At 44.5% G+C, this 24,487-nt stretch carries 23 protein-coding genes and 1 riboswitch; of the genes, 3 read left to right on the plus strand and 20 right to left on the minus strand.

Annotation, left to right across the window (positions count from 1 at the left end):
- Positions 1–40: riboswitch (cyclic di-GMP riboswitch) on the minus strand. This riboswitch is flagged as partial in the annotation.
- A gap of 136 nt (positions 41–176) precedes the next feature.
- The 19 genes from CA598_RS03530 to CA598_RS03615 all read right to left on the minus strand — a co-directional run bounded on the left by CA598_RS03530 (position 177) and on the right by CA598_RS03615 (position 20,780).
- Positions 177–1,550: a sugar phosphate nucleotidyltransferase gene (locus CA598_RS03530; RefSeq protein WP_060625067.1), complete on the minus strand. Its 1,374-nt coding sequence runs from the start codon at positions 1,548–1,550 to the stop codon at positions 177–179.
- Positions 1,551–1,911: 361 nt separating this feature from the next.
- Positions 1,912–2,049, minus strand: a complete 138-nt coding sequence (locus CA598_RS32110) for a hypothetical protein (protein WP_179283578.1) — start codon at positions 2,047–2,049, stop codon at positions 1,912–1,914.
- Between the two features lie 238 nt (positions 2,050–2,287).
- Positions 2,288–3,628: a UDP-glucose dehydrogenase family protein gene (locus CA598_RS03535; RefSeq protein WP_094871563.1), complete on the minus strand. Its 1,341-nt coding sequence runs from the start codon at positions 3,626–3,628 to the stop codon at positions 2,288–2,290.
- Between the two features lie 4 nt (positions 3,629–3,632).
- Positions 3,633–4,733: a glycosyltransferase gene (locus CA598_RS03540; protein WP_036676592.1), complete on the minus strand. Its 1,101-nt coding sequence runs from the start codon at positions 4,731–4,733 to the stop codon at positions 3,633–3,635.
- 61 nt (positions 4,734–4,794) lie between these two features.
- Positions 4,795–5,934, minus strand: a complete 1,140-nt coding sequence (locus CA598_RS03545; protein ID WP_094871560.1) for a glycosyltransferase family 4 protein — start codon at positions 5,932–5,934, stop codon at positions 4,795–4,797.
- On the minus strand, positions 5,934–7,121 hold the full coding sequence (locus tag CA598_RS03550) for a glycosyltransferase family 4 protein (RefSeq protein ID WP_094871559.1): 1,188 nt from the start codon (positions 7,119–7,121) through the stop codon (positions 5,934–5,936). Before CA598_RS03550 ends, CA598_RS03545 begins: the two co-directional genes overlap by 1 nt.
- A complete protein-coding gene (locus CA598_RS03555) occupies positions 7,108–7,965 on the minus strand; it encodes a glycosyltransferase family 2 protein (protein ID WP_094871557.1) in 858 nt (285 codons plus the stop codon). The genes CA598_RS03550 and CA598_RS03555 overlap by 14 nt, the downstream gene beginning before the upstream one ends.
- Positions 7,966–7,991: 26 nt before the next feature.
- A complete protein-coding gene (locus CA598_RS03560; protein WP_094871555.1) occupies positions 7,992–9,377 on the minus strand; it encodes an oligosaccharide flippase family protein in 1,386 nt (461 codons plus the stop codon).
- Positions 9,343–10,821, minus strand: coding sequence for an O-antigen ligase family protein (locus CA598_RS03565; protein ID WP_094875422.1), 1,479 nt, complete (start codon positions 10,819–10,821; stop codon positions 9,343–9,345). Before CA598_RS03565 ends, CA598_RS03560 begins: the two co-directional genes overlap by 35 nt.
- Positions 10,818–11,591, minus strand: a complete 774-nt coding sequence (locus CA598_RS03570; RefSeq protein WP_042124436.1) for a WecB/TagA/CpsF family glycosyltransferase — start codon at positions 11,589–11,591, stop codon at positions 10,818–10,820. The genes CA598_RS03565 and CA598_RS03570 overlap by 4 nt, the downstream gene beginning before the upstream one ends.
- The gene (locus CA598_RS03575; protein ID WP_094875423.1) at positions 11,588–12,934 is read right to left on the minus strand and encodes an O-antigen ligase family protein; all 1,347 of its coding nucleotides are present in this window, start codon (positions 12,932–12,934) and stop codon (positions 11,588–11,590) included. The genes CA598_RS03570 and CA598_RS03575 overlap by 4 nt, the downstream gene beginning before the upstream one ends.
- A 9-nt stretch (positions 12,935–12,943) precedes the next feature.
- A complete protein-coding gene (locus CA598_RS03580; protein ID WP_094871551.1) occupies positions 12,944–13,879 on the minus strand; it encodes a glycosyltransferase in 936 nt (311 codons plus the stop codon).
- Positions 13,880–13,904: 25 nt separating this feature from the next.
- Entirely contained in the window at positions 13,905–14,597 is a 693-nt protein-coding gene (locus tag CA598_RS03585) for a sugar transferase (protein WP_042124430.1), read from the minus strand.
- Positions 14,598–14,627: 30 nt separating this feature from the next.
- Positions 14,628–15,518, minus strand: coding sequence for a UTP--glucose-1-phosphate uridylyltransferase GalU (gene galU / locus CA598_RS03590; RefSeq protein WP_036676615.1), 891 nt, complete (start codon positions 15,516–15,518; stop codon positions 14,628–14,630).
- A gap of 149 nt (positions 15,519–15,667) precedes the next feature.
- The gene (locus tag CA598_RS03595) at positions 15,668–16,309 is read right to left on the minus strand and encodes a CpsD/CapB family tyrosine-protein kinase (protein WP_094871549.1); all 642 of its coding nucleotides are present in this window, start codon (positions 16,307–16,309) and stop codon (positions 15,668–15,670) included.
- Complete coding sequence (locus tag CA598_RS03600; RefSeq protein ID WP_094875424.1) at positions 16,293–17,033, minus strand: YveK family protein; 741 nt, start codon at positions 17,031–17,033, stop codon at positions 16,293–16,295. Before CA598_RS03600 ends, CA598_RS03595 begins: the two co-directional genes overlap by 17 nt.
- Positions 17,034–17,301: 268 nt before the next feature.
- Complete coding sequence (locus CA598_RS03605) at positions 17,302–17,937, minus strand: response regulator (RefSeq protein WP_094871545.1); 636 nt, start codon at positions 17,935–17,937, stop codon at positions 17,302–17,304.
- 24 nt (positions 17,938–17,961) lie between these two features.
- Entirely contained in the window at positions 17,962–19,608 is a 1,647-nt protein-coding gene (locus CA598_RS03610) for a sensor histidine kinase (RefSeq protein ID WP_094875425.1), read from the minus strand.
- Positions 19,609–19,925: 317 nt separating this feature from the next.
- Entirely contained in the window at positions 19,926–20,780 is an 855-nt protein-coding gene (locus tag CA598_RS03615; RefSeq protein WP_179283579.1) for a helix-turn-helix domain-containing protein, read from the minus strand.
- Positions 20,781–20,864: 84 nt separating this feature from the next.
- On the opposite strand from CA598_RS03615, the gene CA598_RS03620 reads away from it, so the two are divergent.
- Positions 20,865–22,775 (plus strand): glycoside hydrolase family 20 zincin-like fold domain-containing protein, encoded by a 1,911-nt coding sequence (locus tag CA598_RS03620; protein ID WP_094875428.1) that lies wholly within the window; start codon positions 20,865–20,867, stop codon positions 22,773–22,775.
- Positions 22,776–22,816: 41 nt separating this feature from the next.
- Here CA598_RS03620 and CA598_RS03625 read toward each other — a convergent pair whose 3' ends face one another.
- Positions 22,817–23,110 carry a hypothetical protein gene (locus tag CA598_RS03625; protein WP_094875430.1) on the minus strand — a complete coding sequence of 98 codons (294 nt, stop codon included), beginning with the start codon at positions 23,108–23,110 and terminating at the stop codon, positions 22,817–22,819.
- Positions 23,111–23,213: 103 nt separating this feature from the next.
- On the opposite strand from CA598_RS03625, the gene CA598_RS03630 reads away from it, so the two are divergent.
- Positions 23,214–24,149 (plus strand): hypothetical protein, encoded by a 936-nt coding sequence (locus CA598_RS03630; protein ID WP_094871538.1) that lies wholly within the window; start codon positions 23,214–23,216, stop codon positions 24,147–24,149.
- A gap of 94 nt (positions 24,150–24,243) precedes the next feature.
- Positions 24,244–24,483 carry an NHLP leader peptide family RiPP precursor gene (locus CA598_RS03635; protein WP_170880314.1) on the plus strand — a complete coding sequence of 80 codons (240 nt, stop codon included), beginning with the start codon at positions 24,244–24,246 and terminating at the stop codon, positions 24,481–24,483.
- Positions 24,484–24,487 lie beyond the last annotated feature (4 nt).

The following is a 24,487-nucleotide window of genomic DNA, read 5'->3' on the forward strand; positions in this document are numbered from 1 at the left end:
TTTGCGTCCCTACCTTTCGATAGGTTTGCCTTTTCAATTTAAGAGAAATAATCTCTCTTACCGTAAGTATCGACGACAATTAATGATATATTTAGTGTTTTTATGACTTTTTTTGATAATTGAGTCAATTTACCTGTTTAAAGAAATTTCAGATTGGTTAAATAGATAGGTTAGACCTATGAAATGAATTGTTGTAGTTCTATATCATTCCAGTCTAAAGTAATACGAATATTATCTTCTTCTACTAACTCAGAACCCGTCTGTACCTCTATAAACTCAACATCCGTCAAAGCAAGGATCGCGTGCTTCGTTCCTTCCGGGATACGTACCACGTCCCCAGCCTTCACATTATGTTTCTTCTCATTCAGCACAATACTTGCTTCGCCGCTGACGATTGTCCAAATTTCACTACGCTTGCGATGTAATTGATAGCTGATATTATTCCCCTCGGATATAAAAATCCGTTTGGTCAGCACTTCATTACCCTCGTCGTATTTCACATAATCAATAACTTTGTAATGACCCCAGCGGCGTTCCTCATACATCGGTCTCTGTTCAAAGGTCTTCAGCACTTCTTTAATCCGTGGGCTCTCCGCTTTATGGGTAACCAGAATACCATCCGGGCTAGCCGCGATGATCAGATCCTTCGCACCAATTACCGTAATCGGAATATCCAGCTCATTAATCAAGCAAGTCCCCTCAGAATCCGCCGTCACAAAACCTTTTCCTACATGCTTGCTGCTCATTTCCTCTGTCAGCGTATTCCAAGTTCCAAGATCCTTCCAGAATCCATCATAAGGCTGCACCACAATATGTTCTTCTTTCTCCACCACTTCATAATCAAAGCTGATGGAAGACAATAGCTTATACTGCTTCTGCAATTCTTCATATCCTAAAGGCAACCCTTTACGCTGCAAAATATCTAACAAGTAGCCTAAACGGAAGGCAAACACTCCGCAATTCCACAATGCATTTTGTTCGATGAGCTGTTCTGCTTGTATGCGGTCTGGTTTCTCTTGAAAGTGACTCACCTTCATAAAACCATTCCCCCCCGCCTCTTCAGTGGTAGGAATGATATATCCGTATTTCTCTGAGGCATGTTCAGGAACAACACCCATTAGTGCCAGATTTGCTCCGCTTTCCAGCATGGTCCCCTCAAGCATAGCTATGGTATCGAAAAAGGATGCTTCTACATAAGGATCAACAGGCAAAATGGCTATCGTCTCCGCTGGAGAAACACCTGCAACCGAATAAAGATAGGTAGCTGTTAAGGCGATGGCCGGAAAAGTATCCCTACGCTCCGGTTCAACGATAATCGGCACATGACTTCCCAGTTGGCTTTGTATCATTTCTACTTGGCCGCGGCCGGTGGCCAGATAAGATGATTCTGCCATCCCTGCTTCCTCCAGCTGTCTCCAGACACGTTGTACCATGGATTCCGGTTCACCTTGAGGGCTTTCAAGTACCTTTAGAAATTGCTTTGAACGTGAGTCGTTGGACAACGGCCATAACCGTTTACCTGAGCCGCCTGATAGAAGTACCATTTTCATAGAATGAACCCTCCTTGAATTATGGAAATCGAGCATAATTGAATTGTTATCAAAACGTCAGCTTCCGCTTAGCCTTATTTCGAGCGGATGCATTAAAAAAATTTATTAGGTATGAACCACTCCAAGGGATTTTGGACTTCCGATCGCTGTTATCCTCAGATTTCCTGATTTGAACCGCCGCCAGCGGTAGAAATCCGAGGATAGCATATGCTTTCGAAGCTAGCTTTCCTACGGAAATCTTTCGGGCGAACACTCCGTTTCTACAGTTCCAAATTCCCTTTCCGTTCTTAACCTAACCCACTACTTTTTAATACTGATCCGTGCGCACCGGGCTGTACCAGCCGGAAGCGAGCACGTTTTTCTAAAGATTTGCTTCTGCTCCGGGGGAGGCAGCAACAGCAACTGCAAGAAGAACTGCAACTAAAAGAGCAAGACTAGTTGCCACCACGGAGACAATGACAATGACAATGACAACTACAAGTACCACTGCGAAATACAATCAGAGTACTCTAACTTTATAAATTGCTTAGAAACTTAAGATAAGGGAACGAAGTGGCGAAGGAGAATTTTGGAACTGGAGGAGCGATAGCGTCCGCCTTTGTCTGCGGATTTCTACCGCTATTAGCGGTTAAAATCAGGAAATCTGCAGACAACAGCGGCCGGAAGTCCAAACATTCTATGGAGTCACGCCTCATCCCTAAATAGAAAAATCACAAGTTCAATCTATATAACTTAGATTAAACCGCTCCAGCCACACTAGCAGAATAACCGCTCAATCCACCCATCTGCGGGCGGCCGACAGAATGATAAACGAGGCCGGTACCCTCGATTTGCTCCTTGGAATACACATTCCGCCCATCGATCAGCACCCCATTACGCATGCTTTTCGCCAGCTGATGCAGATCAATGTCCTTGAGCAGGCTCCAATCGGTCAAAAGACATACGGCATCGCTGCCCTCGGCCGCTTCCTCTGGCAGATGGCACCAGCGAAGCTGTGGATGATCATATTGCTGCCTGAAATTAGGAGCTGCGATTGGATCATATAGTTTGACTGTTGCCCCTTCAGCCACCAGTGCCTCAACAATCTCTCTGGCTGGAGCTTCGCGGACATCATCAGTATTAGGCTTAAAGGCAAGCCCCCATATCCCAATCGTCGAACCGTGCAGGCTGCCAAGTGATTCATGCAGCTTGGAGATGATCATAAATCGTTGTCCCTTGTTCACTTCGACTACAGATTTCAATAATTTGAATTCGTAATCGACGTTGCCCGCGATTTGAATGAGCGCATTAGTGTCTTTCGGGAAACAGGAGCCTCCATAACCGATACCAGCCTGCAGGAAGGATGACCCGATTCTTTGGTCCATACCCATTCCTTCAGCTACCTCGGTTACATCAGCTCCCACTTTTTCACAAATATTGGCGATCTCATTAATAAAGGAGATCTTTGTGGCCAAAAATGCATTCGAAGCATATTTGATCATTTCAGCACTGCGTATATCTGTTACAAATACATTTTCTGTGAAACCCTTATGAAGCTCGCGCATGGTTTGTTCCAGCTCTGGATTATCAAGGCCAATAACAATTCTATCGGGATGGAGGGTATCGCGAATCGCTGACCCTTCACGTAAAAACTCAGGTGCTGACACGATATCAAAAGAATGATGGGTATACTTAGAGAGCATTTGGGAGATTTTTTCATTTGTCCCTACGGGTACTGTAGATTTAGTCATTATAATTTTGTACCCCTCCATCGCTTTAGCGATTTCAGCAGCTGCACCCTCAATGTAGGTTAAGTCTGCTTCACCATTAGGCAGCGATGGCGTACCTACAGCAAGAATGATGATATCTGACCGCCGCACCGAGTCCTGAAGATCCGCAGAAAAAGATAACCGTTCCTCTCGAAGATTCAGTTCAATCATTTCCTCAATTCCCGGCTCATAAATGGGCGATTCCATCTGTTTCAGCTTCTTTATCTTTTCCTCGTCCTTATCCACACAGATGACATGATGTCCGCTCAGTGCAAAGCATACGCCAGATACAAGACCCACATACCCAGTCCCGATTACTGTCAGCTTCATACAATCATCCTCCTTTTAGAAAATTGACGTAGGCCTGCTCAACATACTGCTTGAACTTAACCATGAACGCCTGCTCATCGAATTTACGTGCATGCTCCATAATTTGATCAATATCCCAAGCGTAGGACTCTACCTCATAAATAGCCTTAAGCAGATCCTCCACTTCTTGATGCTGAAAGAACACACCATTTACATAAGGAATAATAGTATCTAGTGCCCCGCCTGCTTGATAAGCGATTACTGGTCTTCCGGCCGCGTTCGCTTCCAGCGGTGTAATTCCAAAGTCCTCTTCTCCTGGAAAAATAAATGCCCGACACTGTGCCATCATTCCAGTCACTTGCTCATCTTCTAGCCGGCCCAGAAACGATACATTATCCTTAGCCATGCCTTCGAGACGCTTGCGATCCGGTCCATCTCCCACGATATAAAGCTTAAGACCGTTGCGGTTAAAAGCCTCCACTGCCAGATCAATCCGCTTGTAGGAAACAAGCCGAGATACTATTAAATAATAGTCACCAATGGTAGAAGAGCTTGTAAACCGGGCAGTATTAATCGGTGGAAATATGACATCGGCATCCCGGTGATAATAATTCTGAATCCTCGTCTTCACAACTGAAGAATTGGCTACGAACTGATTCACATTTTTGGAAGTCCGCTGGTCCCACGTTTTGAGCTGCTGCATGTATACCTTAAGCATTTTTTTGAATAGCCCGGAATTCGACTGACGTTCCATGTAGGTGTCATAATCCCATGCGAAGCGCATAGGCGTATGGCAGTAACAAAGATGAAACGTGTGTTTAGGAACTTGAATACTTTTCATAAAAGCACTGCTGGAACTCAGGACGATATCGAAACCGCGAAAGTCCAAATCACGGATGGCCATTGGATAAAGTGGCAGCACCCCTTTAAAATTGGTCTTTACCCCCGGAATCTTTTGCAGCCAGGAGGCACGGATATCCGCATCTTTGAGATTGTCAGTAAGGCGGCTTCCGTTAAAAACCGTTGTGTAGATTGGAGCCTCGGGATACATGTGATGAAAGACTTCCACCACTCTTTCCGCGCCGCCCATTTGGATTAAGTAATCGTGCGCTATCGCAATTTTCATGTGAATCATCCTCAAAGTTTTATGGAGCATCATCTTCAGAATTACCGCGTCATCTCATCTGTCAGGTGCCCGCCAACAAACCTTTATAGTAGTCAACGATGTCCTTGACCGTATTCTCGATAACAAAATGCTCTTTCACTCGTTTCATCCCATTGTCCGCCATCCGCCGTCTTTCCTCTGGGTGATCTAGCATCCATTTAATGGAGTCTGCTAGTATCACCGCGTCACCAGGCTCTATCAGTAGTCCCGTCTCACCTTGAACTACAATTTCTACCGGCCCGCCTTCATTGGAGGCGATCACCGGTAATCCCGCTGCCATTCCTTCAACGATAACTTGGCCAAAAGGCTCAGGAGTTACCGAAGTGTGAATCAGTAAATCAGCAGTATTCATAAGGCCTTGAATATCATCTACATGCCCTAGCATGCTTACATTCGTAAGCTCGTCGTTTTTTATCTTTTGAAGCAATTCCTGCTTATAAGCCTCTTCTCCAAACAGCGCGTCTCCGGCTAGCCAGAACTTTACACGAGGTTCGTTCTTAAAGCTTTTTGCGGCTTCCAGCACAATATGCTGACCTTTCCAATGCGCTAATCGGCCAACTAGCAATACGTTAAAAGCTTTCTGGTCCCGTATGCCGATCCCATTACCAATCGCTTTAGCGAAAGCAGAGTATACGACCAGCGTTTTTTTCGAACGTGGCAGCTCCAAAGCATTCAGCGTAGAATGTGAATTCGCAATGACTCCATTGGGGAGCAGACGCGACAGCAAACGAATTCCTTTGGCAACGATCGGCTTTAAATAAGGGGCACCAATATGATCCCGGATGTGCCATATCAATGGAACGCCCGCTATTTTTGCAGCGATGGCCCCGTATAATGCAGATTTCAGAGAATTGGTGTGCACGCAATCTACCTTCTCCGCTTTTAAGAGCGGCGCAAGCTTTCGACCATAAGCCAATAGCTTAAAGGCTGCAGCAGGTGCTCCCAAGTTGACGGCATTTCTACCACGACTTCTGATGCTCTCATCCAGCGGAATAATACGGACATCCATCCCCTTTTCACGCAGCCGTTCAGCCAGTGCACCATCCTCAGCCAGGATTACAAGTGGATCAATCTGTTCTCCAATATGAGTAAGGATGTTAAACAGGGCAACTTCTCCACCACTCCATTTAGCAGTGTGATCTATATAGGCCACTCTAAGCATTACGTGGTCACCTCCTCTCCTAAAGCTTGCAGGAACACAGATTCTATTTGATCCGTAACTTGCTCCCAGGTATATCTCTTCAGTACATGCTCTCTACATTCATCCCGGCTCGGAAGCAGCTTTCGATTGCTAAGCATATGGATCATGCCTTCGGCCATGTGATCACTACTTGAGCTCTTAAATAGCAATTCCGGCCGGAAGCCTTGCAAAATTTCCCTATTGCCGCCAATCGGCGTAGCCATCACTGGCAATCCTGAAGATAAGGCTTCAACAGTAATTAAACCAAAGCCCTCCAATGCCTGTGAGGGAACCACGAACAGGTCCGCTGCCTGATAATAAGAGGCTAGTTCATGATCGGGAATGTAGCCTAGCAGTCTTACCTTGTTGCTTAAGCCATAGTCGGCGATCTTTTCTTCCAATTCCCCTCGCAGCGGCCCTTTACCACCAATCAGCAGAATCGCATTCGGGAAACGCTCCGCAACTTGCTTCCAGGCTTCGAGCAGCTGGAGTAGTCCCATCCGATTGACCAACCGCCGGACAGTCAATACGGTTGTTGCTCCCTCAGGTAAATTCAAGGTTCGACGAATCGCCAAGCGATTCGTAGCGGGAATAAAACGTTCCACATTAGCTGCTCCTGGAATCACTATAATTTTGTGTAGTGGCACTCCGTGAAGCTTATGGAGAATATCGCGGAACGTCTCACTAAGCACGATGAATTTATCCGCTAGTTTATAGGCTCTATGTTCAATGGATTTGGCGATGGTTGTTTTGACCCGGTGCTTAATGCCTTGGCCTTCGATTTTCATTTCTTCATTCCATGGGCCATGAAAAGTCATCACTACAGGAATCCCGCGTTTCTTTGCTTCCAGGGCTGGACCAATACCATAAGGAGCAAAGTGAGTGTATAAAATATCTATACGGCCACTGCCCTCCCCCATCAGATCGGCCGCCTTACGCTGGAAGGCATCCTTACGTTTCCAGATCCCATCTTTTGGATCTCCTGCATTGTGAATAATCAATTCCTCAGGGGTAGCAGGCGTTTCTTGACTACAAATCAGCGCATGCACCCGATTACGTGAGGAGAGCTGCTCGCAAACGGATTTGAAATACGTGTTAAGCCCACCCGGCTGTAGCGACGGCCAGCTAAGGCCTGTCGTCATAATGTTCAATCCGTCACTGTACGGCATAGCTTCTCTCTCCTTTATTCTCTTTCTCGGTCTGACTCGTCTTCGCATTGTGCAGAGTCAGCTTTCCCGATCTAATTAATTCGTAATGCTTGAAGCCGACCATGAATTCATACATGACCCAGAATACGGATACACCGAAACCTGACATTCCCTTCTTGAACAACCCGTGTAAGAAATACTTTTGCAGGAAACGGGCTGGTGGCCTTAACAGCAGATGACTGACCCGAAATCGTTTGCCCTTGGCATACGCACTTTCAGCTTCCAAGTCAGTGTACTTATTGAAACGTGCCACATGATCGTTAATACTGCGGTAACCATAATGCCAGAGGGTTCCTGTCAAACGTATGGTTCGCTCTTCAGAGACCTCGGGCATCTCGTGCACCAAGCTATTTCGAATTCCATACGCTTTGCGGTTGTAAAGTCGCACTAGATATTCGCCACGATCCAGCCATCGGCCCATAAAATCACCGATCCTGTAGATAGAATAGGCAACCGATTGATCCATAAGCCCCGGTTTCAGTTCAAGAATACTTGCGGCCAATTCGTCGCTGACCACTTCGTCAGTATCAATAAGGAAGACCCAATCATGAACCGCGCGTTCTACTCCGAACTCCCTCTGTTTCGCATATCCGGGCCAAGGGTTGACGTACACACGACAATTCAAGCTTTCAGAAAGCTGTACTGTCCCGTCTTTGCTGCCTCCGTCAATCACAACCACCTCGTCGGCGAATAACCTGCAGGATTGTATGGCCTTAGATATTCGAACTTCGTCATCCTGAGCGATGATGACAGCCGATATTGGATAATTGCCTTGGCCGCCTACCACGCTTTTTACTGAATCCATGAAGGTTTCCTCCTTTATCTTTCGCATTATCCATTCATATCCATAGGTTTCTTGCGAATGTAAGAATTCATCGTCGTCTTCATCCACTGAATGTCCTCCCGGGTAATGAGCAGCCGGGGAAGTTTAACTTTTAAGGTGTACTTTATATTGAGAACAATGAAGAAGAATCGCAGGATTGCTGATGACAACATCGCTATCCCTGCTCCGAGCAAGCCAAATTTAGGGATGAGCAGGAACAACATCGGGATAACCAAGAGTAAGCCGAAACCTTGAAGCATCGAAACAACTTTTGGCTTGCCTAGCGCCATAAAGGCCTGCGCCAGAATGATCGTCCCTCCGCTAATGGTCACTTCAAGAAGCAATAAGCGAAACACAGTTAATGCCGCGTTGAAATCTTTGCCGTACATCAGCGGAATCACTAAAGGGGCTAAGAGCATCAGGACTACTCCGCCAAGCATGGTGAAGGTCGTGCTAATTCGAAAGGCTTTGAATGTTAGCTCTACCGCCTGTTCTTTTGACAACTCAGAAGCCTTGGGAAAGAGTACGATGGTAATCGAGCTTGAGAAAAAATTAACCATCCGTGACAGACTCACTGCCACTACATACAGCCCCAAATCAGCAGGTCTTAACAGGCCGGCAATCACAATCTGATCGATATAGTAAGAGAAATTACCAAGCAAATCATTGCCGTAAGAACCTAGCCCATAAGTGAACAATCTTTTTAAATTCTGAAAGGCTCCTTTCATCTTCACCTTATAGGTGCGCAGCAAGGAAATCATCATTCCAATAAACACCGGGGCTCCTGGAAGGAGATAGGCTACTGCAGTTGTAAAAGGATTCATCTGATCCAGTGCGATCAATATTCCGATTATCGTCAGTGTAAGCAACGGGACTAGATAACGAATCCAATTAAACCTCTTGTATTCTCCTCTGAATTGAAAGGCTGCATTGTTAATTTGAGAGATTACTATAATTGGACACAGAATCATTGACCACTGGGCAAAGCTCACAACCTCCGGACTGAAGGATTTCAGCCAATAGGGCAAGACCACGATACCTATAATCATGGCTATGACCCCGAAAATAATACCGAGCAGCAAGGCCATTCGATAAAGCACTCCGGCATCCTCCGGATTTTTCTTAGCGTTATAGATCAGAGCTGACGGAATACCAAAGCTCATGCTGAACGCCAGAAACTGTGACCAGTTAATCATTGCCGTCTGTTCCCCACGTCCTGCCGGTCCAAGATAACGGGCAGTCAGTACACCCGTTAACATGTTAATCAGTAAGATCATTACACTGACAAACATAGTTTTTACGGCTGCCGAGCTGTTGTCCTTACTTTTGGCGAACAGTCTAAAGGATGACCAGATTGTTCTAGTGGGGAGAGATTTTGCATTCAACTGCTGCATACGGTGTTCCCTTCCTTCTACTTTGAGTAATCTCCCTTGCGCTGAGGCCAAGACCGATCAGCATCCAGATTAAGTATCCCTTGAGTCCGGGAAACCCATTATCTGAAACCAGACTGACAATCGCACCAGTCCAAGTAGCTAACGCAAGTCGGGCGTATGGCTGCAATTTGTCCTTGCTGATTACTCTAGCAAATATCTGTTTGACAACTGCGCCTAAAGCTCCGAAGAAGAAAACAGCACCCAGAACACCAAAGGTAAGCAGTAAAGCGATAACTCCGTTATCCATAATTCCGTATTCTCCAAGCTCGCCGCCGTTGCCAAGCTTAGTCCCTTGGCCGACACTGCCAATTCCCTGACCTACTGGATTGGCGGCGACCATCGGCAGCATGTTTTGCCATAAGCTTAGCCGTTCATTATAAGAGTGATCTTCCTGAACAGAAGAAAGCGTCTCTACCCGAGCAACCAGTCCTTCGGCGCCAGGCAATTTCGGCACAACCCAGAACAACGCCGCAGCCACAAAAACTAATTGGATCAAGGTTTTCCACTTTCCCTTAGAGGGAGAGGTTCCAATGTACATGAGCAGCATCACCAGTAGAATCAGCCATGCCGCTCGTACTAAAGTAGTCAGCAGGCAGATTACAACTAGCAGAACGCCGATCCAACGCAATGTTCCCCGCCATTTTTTCTCCAGTATCATCGGAACTAAAGCAAACGCTAAGAATGTTGCAGCTGGTCCGGGCGAATTCAGCGTAGAGAACACTCGGATTTCCAATGGATATGGATTTCCGATGGACATCATATCCGCATGTTTCATCCAGAACACATCCCAAGGTGGCACTGTCAAATACTGAACAATCCCATAAATGGCAACCAGGACCGCAATATTGGCAAAAGCGGTAAGCAGCCGGTCGATATCCTTCGGCTTGAACTTTGTAACGGCAAAGTACGGCAATAGCAGCAGGGGCACAATATAATTCGCTAAGTCATAAACTGAGCCCATGCCGTTCTTGGCCAAGCCAATTAAAGCTCCATAACCTAGCGCAACTGCGAACAGCAGCATGATCCGCGTAGAGGCTTTTTGAATATTGTGAATCTCCCTCAGCAGCGGAATAATTAAGGTTACGCCGGTTAACAAGGGGGCTAAACTTAGCAGTGATACAGAGTGATAGACTCCTTCTGACCAGTCAGCAATGCGGCGCAGCTCTGGAGCGACAGCCCAGATTAACAAGGTATAAGCAACCAGCATTTTCGGTCTAAGTATGGCTAGCAAGAAAGCTGGAAATAGGATAGCTGAGAGAATGGCTCCCTGCAGACTGTTCGATGAACTCAGCATCGCACTGGAGAAGCCGATGATCAGCGGAAGAGAGACACCTATAGCCGCAGCTCCCCCTAGTACTCCAGCTGTCTTGATAAACCTAAGTGATGGGGGCGTAAATACACTCATTCCAAGCCTCCTTCCTTCACCTTATCCCGCTTACGCAGTTCCTTAAGTAATAAAAGTAGAAATTGTGCATCGTCCACAAGATACCTTTTCCAGAGCCGGCCCGGCTCCTGGCTAAGCCGCCAGAACCATTCGAACCCTGTTTTTTGCATGAAGCTAGGCGCTCGTTTCACTGAGCCTGACAGAAAATCAAAGGTCGCTCCCACTCCGATCGATATCGGAGCTTGATAAGAGGTATAGTGGCGGTAAATCCACTTTTCTTGCTTAGGAGCTCCTACACCAACAAACACGATATCTGGCTGGCACTCTGTCAGCATTTCTATAATGCGTTCATTCTCTTCCTCATTGTGCTCGAATCCATAGGATGGAGAATAACAGCCAACTACATTTATTCCGGGATGCGCTGTTTTCAAATTCATCGCTGCCCGTTCCGCCACGCCTTCAGCTGAGCCTAAGAAGAACAGCCGGTACTTCCTTTGCTCAAAGGCGTTGCCCAATCGATTAAATAGATCCGCACCGGATACCTTCTGCTTAAGCGGCTTGCCTAGCATTTTGGATGCCCAGATCAGTGGCATTCCATCAGCAACAACTGCGCCTGCCTTCGAATATACCGTTTGAAATTCTTTATCCTTACGAAGCTTGATCACATGATCTACATTGCAAGTGAGGATATATGACTGATTCCTCTCCTGAATGGTTTTATCAATGTAATCAAGCAAATCCATAAAATCATAGTTATCAAAATTGACATCGAACATATTCACTTGATTCATCGTATCACTTCTTTTTGTGGGGAATCGGTTGGCTGTGAAGATCGATACAGGCAGTTCAGGTACCAACAGAACGGAATAATAAATTGGACCGTCGACAGCGTGTTATCGGAGAATGAGTAGATTAAAAACGCTGCAATAAATAACAGATAATAAGGTTTGATCGGCGGAGCCAATGCTCTGTACACCAGAATAAATACAGCCAATAAAGAGAACATCAACAGAATAGAGCCAATATATCCCCCATCGAAGTAAAAGCGGATATACTCGTTATGCGGAACTACAAAACCCTTATACAATGATCCATCATTTGCTACCGTCACTGCTCCAAGCCCTCTACCAGACCAAGGAGAGTCCGCAGCCTTGTTTAAGAAATACTCCCATGCCTCTGACCTTCCTGATAAATCAACAGCCGTATCTGTCTGTCTCTCAAAGGAACGTTTCTCAAAATTATCGAGCTGCCAGAAGACGGCGACCATAATCAGGAAAAATGCACCCATTAACGGAATTAGCAGATAGGTTCTGCCCTTCAAATATTGGCGAAGAATATCATAGAAGTAATAGAGTACGGTAAGTCCAAGTGCCAATATAGGTCCTCTTGTTCCTGTTCCAATCAAGATAAAGAAATTTAGAACTAACATGATATAGAAAAAGCGTGCATGCTGCGGATTCCGCTTCACCTCTATAAATGGAATCGCGACTCCCATAAAGGCCAGCATCGCTAGATGCGAAGGAATATTAGCTCCCTGAATCCGTACAGCGCCTGTATACTCGATGTTGAGAAAATTATGAACATGCGCAAGCTGCAGCAACAAACCAACCACTACACTAACAAAGGGAAGCATACAGATAATCTTGATTTGCAGCTCGGCTACATCCTTTTTCCAGTTGATAAGTAAAAATACGAATGGAATTGATAGACCGATAAAAGCTTTAACTGCAATGGATGAGGTCATTTCCGGCAGCCAGATCGAAGATCCAAAGGTAATCACCAGCAGTGCTACCATTGCCCACAGGGGGTGACTCAGACGAAACCGCAAACCATTGACCAGAATACAAGGAACAAGCAGCATCACGATTACCAATTTATAAAGTGACAATATCTCCATTCCGAACATGCTGCCATCATATAAAAAGTTAATCGATATTGCCGTCGTGATGAGAACGAAATAACTGATCAGTTCAGGCCGTGAAATCGAGATTCCCAGCAATATAATCAGAAGCACGGCAGCTATCGCAATCATCGGCTGGTAGATGACCGCCGTTCCAAAGAACAGGGCCGACATGAGATAGAGCATCCCGTATGGCAAAACATTTAATTTGGAGCCCCACTCAAAATTAGTCATGTTAATCCCTCACCCCGCTGCGGAATGCCTCTCCCGATTAAGAATCATATGAAGCGTTCCACGAATACTCTCCAGCCTGCATTTGTTCAAAAGCCTTCTTCCTTTGCTTCTTGAGAGAATAGAATCAGCCAGGATATACACGAGCTTAGCAGCTGTCTTTCCCACTAGAATTAGCTTGCCTTTTAACCCTTCGCTTTTCATAGCGTTAGAGATACCTTGGCTATAATAGCGCCTCATAATCCAGTCTTCCGTCAACCGAGCTGCCGGAACGAAATGGTCAACCGCCATTTCCGGATGATAGAGGATGGAATGTCCCTCTTTTTGAATCTGTCCGAATAACCAGGTCTCTTCACCTGAGAGTAGAGAATCACCCTTTCTTCCCAGATCTAGGGGAAAAAGACTGATGTCGAATACGAGCTTCCGCATCGCCATATTGGCCCCACAAGGATGAAGCTGCTTGGGATATTCCTTAATCCGGTTACCTAAATCAACAATGGTGTACGGAAGCTCAAAGGGTTTAATCAACCAGTCCGGACGTTTACTTTCGAATATAGGCGCGATTTTGCCTCCCATAGCCATGACCTCCGGTTTACTCTCGAAAGTACTGACAATCGTTGTAATCCATCGCTGGCAAGGTATCGCATCATCATCGAGAAAGGCAATCAGCGGTGATTTGGAGGCCAGAATCCCTGTATTTCTAGCCGCTGAAAGCCCCTGCATAGGCTCCATCATGTAGCGGATATCCACATCAGCTCCATGCTTTCCTATAAACTTTTTGACGCACGCTTCTGTATCATCCTTGGAACAGTTATCCACAACAATGATCTCCGCCTGTTCTAAGTGATCCAGCTTTAAAAGTGACTGAAGCGTCTTGATCAATAAAGGTGCTCTGTTGTAGGTACAGATGATAATGGAAAGCTTAGGAACGTCTCCGTATTCACGCATCGGCATTCACCTAATTTCCACATTATTAATAAGCATCTTTTGAACCGAGTAACATCAGTCCGGTTTTAGCAATGATTTTTAGATCCAGCATGGTGCTCCGAATATGGATGTAGGTTAAATCCAGCTGTACCATTTCGTCGAAACCGACACTGTTTCGGGCATTCACTTGCCAATATCCGGTACAACCTGGTGTAACCGTCAAACGCTGTTTGTCATATTCCGTATACTGAGCCACCTCTTCTGGCAGCGGAGGACGAGGACCGACCAGACTCATTTGACCTATTAGCACATTCCACAGCTGAGGCAGCTCATCGATGCTCGTCTTGCGCAGGAATCTCCCTATCTGTGTGATCCGCGGATCGTTCTTAATCTTGAACATGGCACCGCTCACTTCGTTATAAGCCATCAGGTTTTCTTTTAACTCTTCAGCGTTACTAACCATGGATCTGAACTTATACATCGGGAACTGCTTTTCATTCTTCCCAACCCGGTTTTGCCGAAAGAACACCTTTCCTTTCGGATCCTCCAGCTTGATCAGAATCGCCACGACAACAAATAATGGCATTAACACGAGAAGACCAAGAGCGGAAAAAAAGATATCGATCATCCGTTTCATTATCAAATAGGACTCCGCTTCTTTCCTTCTCTCATCGGTATGCAGCATGTAAAGTTTCGGCAGGACCGCCTCGTAGTCTTCCGGCAGTTTTTGCATGCTCATCCTCCTCATCTAAAATTTTGCGAACTCAACTTAACTACTCAAGCTGGTTTGTCCCATTTTATTCAGCCATTCCGACATTGCATCCATCACCGGATAGCGTAAATCTTCGCTCTGCAGTGCAAATTCAAGTGTTGTTAAAATATATCCAAGCCGCTCACCGACATCATATCTTGTTCCGTCAAAATTATAGGCATATACCCGTTCGCTCTGATTCAGCTTCTGAATGGCATCTGTCAATTGGATCTCTCCGCCAGCACCTTCTTCCATCAGATCGAGATACTTAAAGATCTTCGGAGTAAACACATAACGTCCCATGATTGCCAGATTGGATGGTGCCGTACCTAGTGGCGGCTTCTCTACAAAATTGTTAACCCGATACAATTTACCGTCCTGCAAATCCGGTTCAATAATACCGTAACGATTCGTGAATTCATCAGGAATCTCTTGAACTCCAATCACCGAGTTTTGTGTTTCTTCATATTGATCGATCAGCTGCTTAAGACAAGGTACGGCTCCTGTGACGATATCATCGCCTAACATGACACCGAATGGCTCATCACCGATAAACCGTCTTGCACACCATACGGCATGCCCCAGACCCTTTGGTTCTTTCTGGCGAATATAGTGGATTTCTACCTTGGCTGAACGCTGAACCTCTTTTAGCAGATCCAGCTTTCCATCTTCCAGAAGTCTAGACTCCAGCTCAAACGCATTGTCAAAATGATCCTCAATGGCTCTTTTACCTTTACCAGTAACAATGATGATATCTTCAATACCGGAAGCAATAGCTTCCTCAACAATGTATTGAATGGTTGGTTTATTGATAATCGGAAGCATTTCTTTAGGCATGGCTTTCGTTGCAGGAAGAAAGCGAGTACCTAGTCCTGCCGCGGGTATGATTACTTTTTTCACTTTTTTCATCGCACTTTACCTCCTAAAAGTTTTGTAAGCATTAGCTACAATGATTTCACTTCGATCAAAACTCACATCGAAAGCATAAACTTAAGTTTTGTAAGCATTAGCTACAATGATTTCACTTCGAGCAAAACTCACTTCGAAAGCATAAACGTTTACTTCGCCTGGTTCATGGCAATTCCGATTAGATTAGAGCCGGTCTGTTCAAGCAGTGTCTTCGCTTTACGAATCGATTCCCGTTTGGACTTTCCGTATCTGGCCACCAGGATCACGCCGTCCGTTTGAGGTGCCAATATACGAGCATCACTGAAATCGACTGCCGAAGGAGAATCCAGCAGGATCAGATCGTAGTTTTCTTTTAGTTCCTCAAGCAAAGCGGTCATTTTAAGGTTACCTAGCAAATCCGGCGGACTAACATGCGTTTTACCCGCCGGGATAACCGAGAGATTGGCCAGATTTCCGAGGACAGCGATGTTATCCGCTTCCTCTGGCCCACTTAAATAAGCCGCAAGCCCGTCACTGCCCTCTATTTCAAACACTGTATGAAGACCGGGATGTCGCAGATTGCAGTCCACCACTGCTACCTTCTTGCCATCCTGGACGAAAGAAACCGCGAGATTCGACAAGATTGTCGTCTTGCCTGCTCCAGCTTCTGCTGACGTAAAGAGCAGCACTTTTCCTCCGCTACCCTGCGTTATTCCAAGCTGGCGTATATATGTGCGTAGCGAACGAAACGATTCCGAGATATGCGAGGATGGATTAGCATCAGTAATCAGACTCTTATTTAGCCGTAACATAAGCACCCTCCTTCACCCTTGTGTTCCCGCCTGCCGCCTTACCCAAATCGCGTTTACGAATGGTTGCGATTGAAGCAATTACCGGAAGACCAAGGTCATATTCCGCTTCCTTTTCAGACCTTAATGTGCCGTTAAGTGTTTCCATAAGCAAAATAATTCCTAGGGCAGCCATAAGCGATACAACAAAGCTGATGATGAGATTCATCGCAAACCCGCCGTTCGAGGGCCCTGGAACATCAGTTGGATCGGCCGGTGTCAGCAAGGTAACATTGTCAACCCTCATCAGCGATGGCAATTCACGAATGAATGTCTGCGAAACCGCATTTACGATCCCGGCAGCTTTGTTGTAGTCTTCATCCTGAACATTTAGGTTGATTACCTGGCTCTTCTCTGAAGTTTTAATCTCAAGCTTCTGACTTAGTTCATCAGCCGTCAGACCAAACTCCGGGTGATTTTCTATTACGTTTTTCATGATGGTCGGTGATTTCATAATTTCCTTGTAACTCTCAATTAAATTCAGGCTAAAGCTCAAATCATTAAGATTGTTGCTCTCGGGAGCCTTGGCAATGTTGTTGACAAGCAGCTGTCCGGAAGCGGAATAGACGGGTTCAACGAAGTTTTTACTAACGTAGTAAGTCGTAGCACAGGAGATCAAAACGAACACCATGATGAGCCAAAACCTTTTTTTAATCAGGTTAATGTAATCCAGAATCGTCTTTTCCACAGTAACCCTCCTTCCGCTAAAATTACATTCTGAAAGCATTCATGAAAGTTTCAGTTGTTGCTTTAATTCTATCAATCCACACCATTCGCCACATGGCTCATACCATTACTTTCCTCTTCACTTTGGAGTAAGATGTTGTACTCCTTAAGAGGGGGGTGAGGTATACTTTAGTGCCATATTTAGGGCTAATTTAAGTTTTGACGCAAAAAAAAACACGGACATCCTGTCCGTGTTTATGTACGATGCTGCTTATAAAGCATTTCAGCTTTCACTCATATGACATTTCATATTTGGTCAATCCAACAGCATTTGCGTAAAGCGCTGCCTGTGTACGATCTGCCACCTGTAATTTCGCTAAAATCTGACTGACATGCTTTTTCACTGTAAATTCACTAATAAAAAGACGTGAGGCAATTTCTCTGTTGCAAGCGCCCTGTCCCAGCTCGATTAAGACTTCCTTCTCTTTAGGGGTCAATTCATCTGTTGGACTGCTTCCACTCATTCGCATCTTATCTTCCATCAGACCAGGATCATAATACTTTCTTCCTTTATAGACCAACTGGATAGCAAATAGTAACTCTTCTGGCAATGCCTCTTTTAGTACATATCCGTCTACCAGTACTTCCTCAGCTTTCAGAAAATCCTCTCTGCTTGCAGAGGATGTCAGCAGAATAAACTTACTAACGATACCTCGAGCACGTGCCGTCTTGATGACATCAAGTCCTGATTCATCCGCTAATTTAAGATCAATGAGTACAAGGTCAGGCTGCGTCTCCTCAATCACAAGAAGCGCTTCTTGGCCGTTCGTCGCCTCTCCAGCAAACTTCACATTTGGTTGCATCGAAATAACGGATGCCAGCCCTCTTCTAACTAGAGGATGATCATCTACAATGACGATTTTCATAGAAACGACCTCCCGCCCTAAAGTTTATGCATTCTTTAATTCAGCTACACCCACAGGAATGGAAATCAAGATTCTCGTTCCCATATTTTCATTACTGGACAGCTGGAAGTCGCCACCTAGCGACTGCGTCAAATATTGCATATTCTTCATGCCAAGCCCACTTGCACTATCTTCGGATTCAATCCATAACAAATCAGTATCAAAACCAACACCATTGTCATAAATCAATAATCGGATCCAAGTCGGTTTCAGAGACAGTTCTACATCCACTCGACTGGCAGCGCCATGCCTGATGGCATTTCCAGTAGCTTCAGAGATAATTCGAAAAAGCGCCTTGTGATAAGGATAAGGGAGACTGAAATCATCTCCCGTTATTTTTAATTCAATATCAACATCATTTAATCTGGATAAGCTCTTCAAATGTGATCTTACCATGCCGAGCCATGTAGGCCCGCCACTCTTTTTGGAGCTAAGACTGTAGATCGTGATCCGCAGTTCTTTAGCAACCTTTGTAGCAGAGTCATGAATAAGCTCAATTTGTTCTTCTAGCTCATGATCTGACATTCTCTTCCACGATTCCTTCAGCGAATGCGTCGCATACACAATACCAAAAAGGCTCTGGGATACACTGTCGTGCATTTCATCCGCAATCCGGTTCTGTTCGTTCGTGATGATCAGCCTGTTCTCAATCACACCAAGCTCATGCCTTTCAAGAATATTCGCACTTAGCTCAGATAAGAATATCAATTGTTGAATATACCATCTGCGGCCTTCCAGCCCCTCTGTAGACTCCAGCTTGAGTCCAATCATCCCTACAAAACGGGTGCTCATCCGTACAGGCATCAGCAGGAAATCTCCTAATCCCGGAAGATTTCTAAAAATAGGCTCTCGCTGCAATCTCCATTCATGCTCATGTTTTCCCAGTTCTGAGAATAGGAACTGTTCCTCCTCCTGCTGCCAGCCGGTCTGCCTGCTCTGCGGAGCTGGTTCTCCGCTTTTCTTAGCGAACCAAAACAAAGCCTTATCTAGCTTCGTTAGCTTAACAACATAATCGGTGATCACTTGACCGATATTCATGAAATCATGTTGGCTTGAGGTTTCCACGATATGGTACAGCGATTTGATATGCTCCATCGTCTCTTTCGTGCGGGCATTCGATTCTTCACGTTGCCGCTTCATCCGATTAACGATCTGCATTATTATAACCGTAAGTACCAGTGTTAGAAACAGATTGCCATTTACAAATACAATTTCCAGAAAAGTTTTGTTCGCAGAATTGATAAAAAAATAACAGAGCACCGCAAAAATACTGATGTAACTTAACAGCAGCGACCATCCAAAATAAATGGACAATGAACCTGCAGCAATCAATACAGGGTTTAGCACATAGAGCCTAAAAGAACTCTCGTACCCACCGGTAAACAAGGTCAATGCAATAATTCCCACCATCTCTATACTAACAGCCAGGACGAGAGTCTTTGGCCTGCTTCGTAATCTCCGATAACCAAATGAGAACGTTTGTGCCAACAGAAAGAGTATGGCAATAACAAGGAATTTATAAATTACGGAAGGTCCCGTTTTATCTAGAAGATACATGAGCGATGTGAGGGACAAAGAGAAGTACCTGTAATACTCAATCAGTTTGTCTTCTGCAGTTGGCTTGATTTTCATCCCACCACCCTATTCTCCAGTTTTTTTGGAAAATGCGAGATTATGCTGTGCTCGATAAAAGCATCATACATGAGAAAAATCACAATAACAAGTTGACATTTCCCATGTTTGCGCTTCCATTTGAAAAATAGTTACAAAAAATTTATTATTTTTTCAGGAGATTTTATACCTAAAATTTGTCATTTTATCCACTATAGTTATTAAGAACTAACGTATTTATGTAATATTAATCCATAACTTTAAATAAATTTTATAAAACGACAATACTTATACAATTATAACAATTCTCATTGGGACTCTAGTAGTATAATGTCGATTTATATGTTACTTCGACAAAGCTGCGGCGCAATTCCCATATATTTTTTAAATAAACGTGAAAAATAGAAAGGATCATTATAATGAAGCATGCCCGATATTTCTTTCACTTGTAATGAGGTATTGAGAAGCAGCTTTTTGGCCTCAGCCATTTTAAGACGGTGAATATATTCATGAAGCGGATACCCGCTACTACGCCGAACAAGACGACGAAGGGTAGACATGGAGATATGATGTTTTGCCACAATTTGATCTAGGTCCATTTCACCATAAATGCATAAATTCAGGTCCTCCCGAATCTGACGCATATAATCTGCCTGGGCATTCCAACTTTTTTCTTCTATTATAAAAGAACACTCCAATAGCATCCTTTCAACGAGTAGTGCGGCCCGATCCGCATCTGCAGGTGCTCCACTCTCCATCCGCTCTAGCACTTCTTCAAATAAGGCCGAAAGTCCCATGATCGAATTCGCTTGGAACACATTCCCGCCAGCGATTAGCCCCGACTCCAGCCATTCCGATACACGTGTCCCATTAAAATTAATATAATACTCATCCCAGCTCCCTCCATGCGGTGGACCGAAATTATAACTGTATCCTGGACGAAAAAAGAATAAGCTGCCTTCACGCACCTGCTGTTCTTTCCCCGAAGTCTCCCTATAGGTGCCACCACCTGATACTATGTAAACAATAGCCCAGTGTTCAAAAACTACGCCTGAACGGAATAACGTTCTTCCAGGCAAATGACCGGCTTGTCCGACTCTAATATTTTTAAGCTTCAGCTTAGAGGACTCAACCTTCGGATCAATAATTCGTATTGGATAGGGACTGATCATATAATCCATGTGCTTGGACATTATAGACATTCCTCCCTCTGTTTAGTAGTGATAAGGTTATTGTGAACTTGATCATATTCTACATGAATAAGAGGTGTCCACGCTATGCTTAATCATTCTACACTACTGCTTCTGCCTAATCCGCGTGAAATCACATTGTCGCAAGGCTCATACCGTTTCCCAATCAGCGGAAGCATTGTGCTTCCTAGTACGGGAGAGCAAAGTTCAATGCCTGCTGCACAAAAGCTGCAAGCTGTGATTAAACAAGCCTTAAATCTTCATTTGACCTTATCTATTGGCACACGTCCAACGGTTGTATCCGCTTGTATCTTTAGCTATGTGCCATCATTATCTGAGCAGGCATACGAAATAGTTATTGATCAGAGCGGTATCGTTGTCTCCTATAGCTCACCTGTCGGTGCCTTCTACGCAGTAGCCACACTGAAACAAATCATTGAACAAAGCGGCAGATCTATTCCTCATCTGCAAATTCGCGATGAACCTGATTTTGGAGCCAGAGGGATAACCGTTGATATCAGCCGCAATAAAATTCCGAAGCAAGAAACCTTGTACCGAATCATTGACCTTATGGCCGATCTGAAGATGAACCAGCTTCAGCTATATATAGAAGGTACGCCGTTCGCGTATGAATCTTTCCCTCAAGTGTGGGAGCTTGAGACTCCAATCACAGGAGAGGAAATCTTGCTTCTAGATGCCTACTGTAAAGCGCGTTATATTGAGCTTGTTCCAAACCAGAACAGCTTTGGACATATGGAAGGCTGGCTTTCCCGTCCTGAATTCAATGCTTTAGCCGAAATTCCAGAGGGATTTATGCTTCCCAAGGAATTGTACATGGGGGATGTATATCCAGAAGGACTATTTATGCATCCCGGTACGTTTGATACCGAAGATCCTGCTGTGCTCCCTCTGCTAGAAAAAATGTTCGACGATCTGCTTCCATACTTCTCCTCTAATCAATTTAATGTAGGCTGTGATGAGACGTATGAGCTTGGTCTTGGCAAAAGCAAAGCGCTGGCTGAATCACAAGGCAAGGGTCAGATCTATTTATCTTTTCTTCAGAAGATTTATGAGCTTGTTACGAAACGCGGCAAGACGATGCAATTCTGGGGCGATATTATTATCCAACATCCCGAACTAATCCCTCACCTGCCTAAAGATATTATTGCTATGGAATGGGGTTACAGTGCGGAACATCCTTTTGAACCGGATACCCTCAAATTCCGTGAAGCGGGCATTCCTTTCTATGTCTGCCCAGGTACCAGCTCATGGAACTCCATTACAGGGCGTAGCGACAATATGTTTGCCAATCTGCGTAGTGCAGCTATTCATGGCAAAAATAATGGTTCTATCGGCTATCTCATTACCGATTGGGGTGATCATGGGCACTGGCAGCATCTCCCAATCAGCTACACTGGATATGTTTATGGTGCTGCGCTTTCCTGGAATGTAGATAACAATTTAGATGTAGACACTGCAAAATATTTGAATACATTCATCTTCGCGGATCGTTCCGAGGGTATTGGTCAACTACTCCTTGATCTGGGCAATTACTATCAGCTTGAATCCGAGATTATTCGTTCAAATGATACGGAAATGTCCCTGCTCCTTCGTACTAATCTCGACAATTTGTTAATTGTAGAGAAACTTACCGAAGATCATTTCAACAATCTCGAAGAATACATGCTCTCTATCGAGACACGTCTCTCGGGGCTTGATCTTCAATGTGATGATGCTGATCTTGTTCTTAAGGAACTGAGTAACGGAATCCATTTTGTGAAGCACGCTGTGCAGCTTGGAAGAATTAAACTGCAGCTGGCATCCGCGCCAGATACGATTGACCCTAATCTGATTACAGAACAAATCAATGATTTGAATGTTCTTCTTCATCAGTATCGTCTATTGTGGACCGAGCGCAACCGCCCCGGCGGCCTAGATCAAAGTATTTGGAGACTTATACGTCTAAGAGGACAATATGAAGCATTGAAATCGGAGTAATTTCCTCATCAAAGCTGCAATTGGCGAGTCGAACGTTGAACTTAACGTTTCCGACTCGCTAAGCGCAGCTCTTCATATTGATTTTCAAGCATTTCCCGCTCCCGTTCTTCATGCTTTTCTCTGCCAATTCCCTCTTTCATGCTTTCCTCATCCTCATAGATTTGCCACAGATCAGAGAACAAATAATCTTTGATTTCTACTGTTTTTCCATTCAATATCCCACTTGTCCAAATCAGTCCCGCAGAGGTACGCATCACAATGCGGCCGTCTGGTGTTTCAGCCTTTTGCCCCATTCGAATCTTCATAAGCATTTGTCCCAAGGTATAACACTCCATTCGTCCTCAAACCTCCTAAATTTTAGTTGTAATGGAATAAAGAGAAGGATATAATCAGGGCGAAAGAACCAGTTTTTTGCAATTTTATTGTAGGAGGGATGCAATGGATTGGCTAAATGATTATGAAGAAGAACTCCGCTTAGTCTTTCAAGAAAGTAGAAAGATCATCTCCGAATTTCCTGAGCCTCTAAATTCACAAGGCATGTCCTATCTTGAACATTTTAACGTATTCAATGCGGAAAGCCACAAAAATTACATATGTTATCTATTGCCCTTTTGGCTTCAGAAAAGCTGTGGACTCTCAGCAGAAATCACCCGTCAAATGTCGATGGGCAATGTCTTCTTCATGCTATATTTTTTCATACAGGATGACCTGATAGACAGCAAAGAATCCTCTACATACGAAAGACTACCTTTAGCGAACCTACTCTATGTTGAATTTTTGAATATCTACAGACTTTTGTTTCCGAATGACTCCTCTTTCTGGACCTCGTTCAATCGTTATATCGCCCAATGGGCAGACAGTGTTAGTAATGAAACCGCCAGTGATTATTTTCTTAACGATCGGATCAAGATCCCTTATAAAGCCAGTCCACTCAAACTATCCAGCACCGCTGCCCTTCTGCTATCTGGTAAGGATTCTCTTGTACCACAGTCTGAGGAAATGATCGACTCTGTTCTACTTACACTACAAATGCTTGACGACTATGAAGACTGGAACGAAGATTTATCAGAAGGCAGCTATAATTGTCTCCTCTCACTCACACGAAGCTATCTATCCGCTGATAAAGCAACCACACTCACATCAAAAGAGGTCGAATTCTTCCTGTTTACAGCAAACGGACTACGTACCTATGCTGAGCTAGCGCAGGATACGCATCGCAAAGTAATGGCTTCCAGCTTGGATGTACCTCATCTCCTAGCATTCCACTCCATGTTGGTGACGAACTTACAACAGATCTCCGATTCCATCGAAGCAGAAAAGCAGCTTTTACAAGGTGGAGGCTTGTTTTATTATTTGTCAAAAAATATACAATAATTCTATTATTTTGTAATAAAAAGAATAGTATTAGCACAATTGCTATGTTATATTATTAAAGGTAAATATATACATTTTGGGAAGGGTGATTATTATGTCAGAAGCAGTTCTTAGAAATCAAGTCATTCAAAAGGCATGGGAAGATCCAAGTTTTAAGCAAAGACTACTCGCAGATCCAAAAGCAGCTCTCCAAGAAGCGCTAGGCGTAATCATTCCCGACAGCGTTACCTTGAAAGCCGTTGAAGAAGGTTCAAATGAATTCTATCTTGTAATCCCACCAAGTCCATCATCAGATGTATTGAAAGCAACCGCAGCACCACGCGGTTCTTGGTAAGACA

The sequence above is a fragment of the Paenibacillus sp. VTT E-133291 genome, from assembly GCF_002264395.1.
GTDB classification, from domain to species: Bacteria; Bacillota; Bacilli; order Paenibacillales; family Paenibacillaceae; genus Paenibacillus_AQ; species Paenibacillus_AQ nitricinens.